This window comes from Paenibacillus sp. OT2-17 (assembly GCF_009827695.1).
In the GTDB taxonomy this organism is placed as follows: domain Bacteria; phylum Bacillota; class Bacilli; order Paenibacillales; family Paenibacillaceae; genus Paenibacillus; species Paenibacillus polymyxa_B.
This window is the reverse complement of the sequence record NZ_WUDQ01000395.1, coordinates 1-3,501: the sequence shown is the minus strand read 5'-3', so window position 1 is coordinate 3,501 and position 3,501 is coordinate 1. Positions and strand designations below refer to the sequence as shown.

Below are 3,501 nucleotides of genomic sequence, written 5' to 3'. Positions count from 1 at the left end.
GGGACCTCTCCGAGTCAACCGGGAGAACCAGGCACCTCTCAACCCGATAACCCGGTGGGAGATCGTGCAATCCTGGTAGTTACCCTGACAACCGGTTTAGAGAAAGAGTTTGACCTGAGCGTGAAAGAGGTTAACGACTTTATCTCATGGTATGAGGGCAAGCAGGCTGGTTCTGGATCGGCTTCATACGCCATTAACAAGCACGATAACAATAAAGGACCATTCAGCAGCCGCAAGGACTACATGCTGTTTGATCGTATCCTTACGTTTGAAGTAAGTGAATACACTAAATAAATCAAAAAGCTCAGCTGACCTTAATTGGTCGGCGGAGCTTTTTTTTGTTAAGAAGCCCTTCCTTTAACCAAAACCTCGCATAGCCTATGGAGTATAGTACCCTAAAGTAAAGGAGGCGTTACGTGTGGGGGAAATGAAAAGAGACTACGAGGGAATCACCGGAAGAGTTTGGACATCGATAGCTGCTGTATTGGCATTGTTCATTTTGCTGGTAATCATCTTGAAATTAATTCATTTATAAAGATTCTTAAGCTCCACCGGCATTTTTTCGAATTGCTGTTTAGCCCTGTACTTTTTATCCTTTTGGTCATAATGACTAAAGCGTGTTGAATTTAATTTCTTGAGCATAGCCACATTAGTTTCCGAGGAATCTATAAGGTTCGCCGTTCGGCCCTAGGCTAATCCATGAGGGTCGCCTCTTTTTGGAATGGTTGGGTGGTGCTTTCCATTAGCCAAAAAGGCGACTCTTTTTATCCTATTTTTGGTTACTCAACAAGCCTGACTTTGCTTCAAGATCTTCTATAATTTCCATTGCAACAAAATATCCAAAAAATAATGTTAAAATATCCTCGTATCGTTTTCCTGATCCTCTTGCTCTACTTAATATTATGTTTTGACTTTCTTGTATTTTTTTTTTATGGAATGATAGAGAAACCACGGGTGAATTGGAAGCGATCAAATCCATCATTAAAGTTGACAACTTTTTCTGAAACTCTTCGATCGGAAAGTCATTATTTTCTTTCGAATACAGATGCATCGTTTCAGGTGGATCTTTAAATGAAGTTTGATATTGAGTATTGAAAACCCCTTCATTAGCTATTTTGTCCGCAATTAATTTACCAAAAACGATCCCCGATGCGAATGCTTGCCCAGGGATTCTTCCTATACCAAGATCACCATTAAATTGAGCTTCTCCAGTAGCAAAAACACGATTCAAGTTTATAGCCTCAGCATTAGCATTGATTTCGATTCCTCCTGAAGAATAGTGCATCGTTGGTGTAATTTTAATTCTTTTATTTTTAACTACCTTAGGACTAAATCCATATTTTTTGAATTTTTCATTTAAAACATTTTCATCAGCATGGCTCATATCCAAGTACATGTCTTTTTTTTGTTTGATACATTCAAGTTGGAATTTTAAAATCTCATCAATCATTTCGTGGTAATCATCTCGAGCAATTGCATCACAAATATACTTATCTTTTAATAATTGAACTCCATCCTCATCTATTATTTTCCCTTGACTCAAAGATACAACCCCGCCCAATAAAATTTGCCTTCCGTTATATATAGACCAAGGATGACACATTACTGTAGACATTCCCTTTAATCTTGCACCTATTTTTTTAGCTAAGATAAGCGTTTCACCAGTTGAACCCGGCGAATTATCATTGAAACAGAATTGTCCTGCATATCCTCCCGTAGCTAATACCAAATAATTTGTAAATATTCTGATAAATTGATCTGATTGTGTGTCATAAAATATTGCGATAATTCCTTGATCGTACTTTTCCAAATGAATCAAAATTTTATTACACATCGGTTGTTCAATATGTTGTAACAAACAATTGATTAATTTCTTTCCCCCATGTGATTTAATCAAACATTCAGGCATGATACCAAAGGATGTTTTCTCATAAGGAATTCCTAATTCTTTGAAGAAATTTATAATTATGTTGGAATTCCTATATAGCGCTTCAATTACTGATCGATCTGCTCCACATTTATCAATAGTAAGATTAATAATATTGTTAACTTCATTCTCTGATGGAACCCGAGTATTTGCGGCTGAAAGAAAGGAGTTGCTTTGTTTGGGTGCATTCTTTTTTGTTACAATCGTGTACTTAATATTATTTTTCGACAAATAATAAGCAGCAGTAAGCCCTGAGATCCCCGTACCGACAATCAAAATTGGAGTGTAGTTTTCAACGGATATTCCATTTTGTTTCATCATTCCAACTCCCTTTTAGGATGTGAATGTTATCTTCGGCTGAATCTCGTAGTCAGTTTTCTATTTGTTGCAACAAAACGCATCATGATGATATTCATAAAATTCTTGCTCCGTTGTTTATTGCCTGTAATTTATATCAAATTATATAACTATATTTCGTTTTATACTTTATATAGTTATTGAGAGCTAACAAAATCAAATACGAACAGTTTTGCAAAAGTAGAGGAAAAAAAGAACCATTATAGCAATCGCTAAGATGATTCTTATTACGATTTCCAATATCCTTGTTACCAACGAAGAATGGAATCCAAACAAAATATTTTCCTAATTGTACAAGTTTATTCCTTATATTGTCAACATTATCTGAGAATATATAATTGACTCAGCTTTCGCAGTATGAATATTCAAACAAATCCTTAATGTAATAACTGGCAGTACCTTAGAAAAGGCGACAGAGTTCATTGTATTCATACTTATAGCCTTAACCTATCACTTCTATAGATATCATATCTTAGACCAATCAAACATCCCGTGGTATATTGTTGACATTCAAGAGAGAGCCGTTAGCTTCTCTCCACTAGGTTCGAAAAACACAGGGGTGAATAATGATGAGTAAAAAGACCATGTTCGAGAAAATTTGGGATAACCATGTCATCTATCAGGAAGCGGGAAAGCCGAGTATTTTGTACATTGATCTTCACCTCGTACATGAGGTAACATCGCCGCAGGCGTTTGAGGGATTACGTCTTAGCGGACGTCAGGTACGTCGTCCAGAGCTTACGTTTGCAACGATGGATCATAACGTGCCGACTAAGGACCGTTACAATATTACGGACCCGATTTCCAAGCAGCAGATTGATACATTAACTCAAAATTGCCGTGATTTCGGTGTTACACTGTATGATCTGGATACGGTGGATCAAGGTGTCGTTCACGTTATGGGGCCTGAACTTGGTCTGACTCATCCGGGCAAAACGATTGTTTGTGGTGATAGCCATACCTCCACACACGGGGCGTTCGGAGCACTCGCTTTTGGTATCGGAACCAGTGAGGTAGAGCACGTAATGGCAACACAATGTCTCCAGCAAGCTAAAGCCAAAACGATGGAAGTTCGCTTTGTAGGCCGCCGCAAACCTGGTGTGACAGCAAAGGACATGATTTTGGGTGTCATTGCCAAATACGGTACAGATTTCGCCACAGGTTATGTTATTGAGTACACAGGTGAATCTATCCGCGAATTGAGCATGGAAGAGCGC

General features: G+C 37.9%; 3 protein-coding genes and 1 pseudogene. 3 read left to right on the top strand and 1 reads right to left on the bottom strand.

All coding sequences use genetic code 11. From position 1 onward, the window contains the following. Both GRP75_RS21870 and GRP75_RS29335 read left to right on the top strand, forming a co-directional pair. Positions 1 to 294, top strand: a pseudogene (locus GRP75_RS21870) (Kelch repeat-containing protein); the annotation flags it as partial. Positions 295 to 427: 133 nt separating this feature from the next. Next, positions 428 to 535 (top strand): sporulation protein YjcZ, encoded by a 108-nt coding sequence (locus GRP75_RS29335; RefSeq protein ID WP_196233322.1) that lies wholly within the window; start codon positions 428 to 430, stop codon positions 533 to 535. A gap of 234 nt (positions 536 to 769) precedes the next feature. Here GRP75_RS29335 and GRP75_RS21865 read toward each other — a convergent pair whose 3' ends face one another. Continuing rightward, on the bottom strand, positions 770 to 2,248 hold the full coding sequence (locus tag GRP75_RS21865) for an FAD-binding protein (protein WP_237449134.1): 1,479 nt from the start codon (positions 2,246 to 2,248) through the stop codon (positions 770 to 772). A gap of 605 nt (positions 2,249 to 2,853) precedes the next feature. On the opposite strand from GRP75_RS21865, the gene GRP75_RS21860 reads away from it, so the two are divergent. Further along, the coding region (locus tag GRP75_RS21860) for an aconitase family protein (protein ID WP_237449135.1) at positions 2,854 to 3,501 on the top strand (648 nt) is incomplete at its 3' end.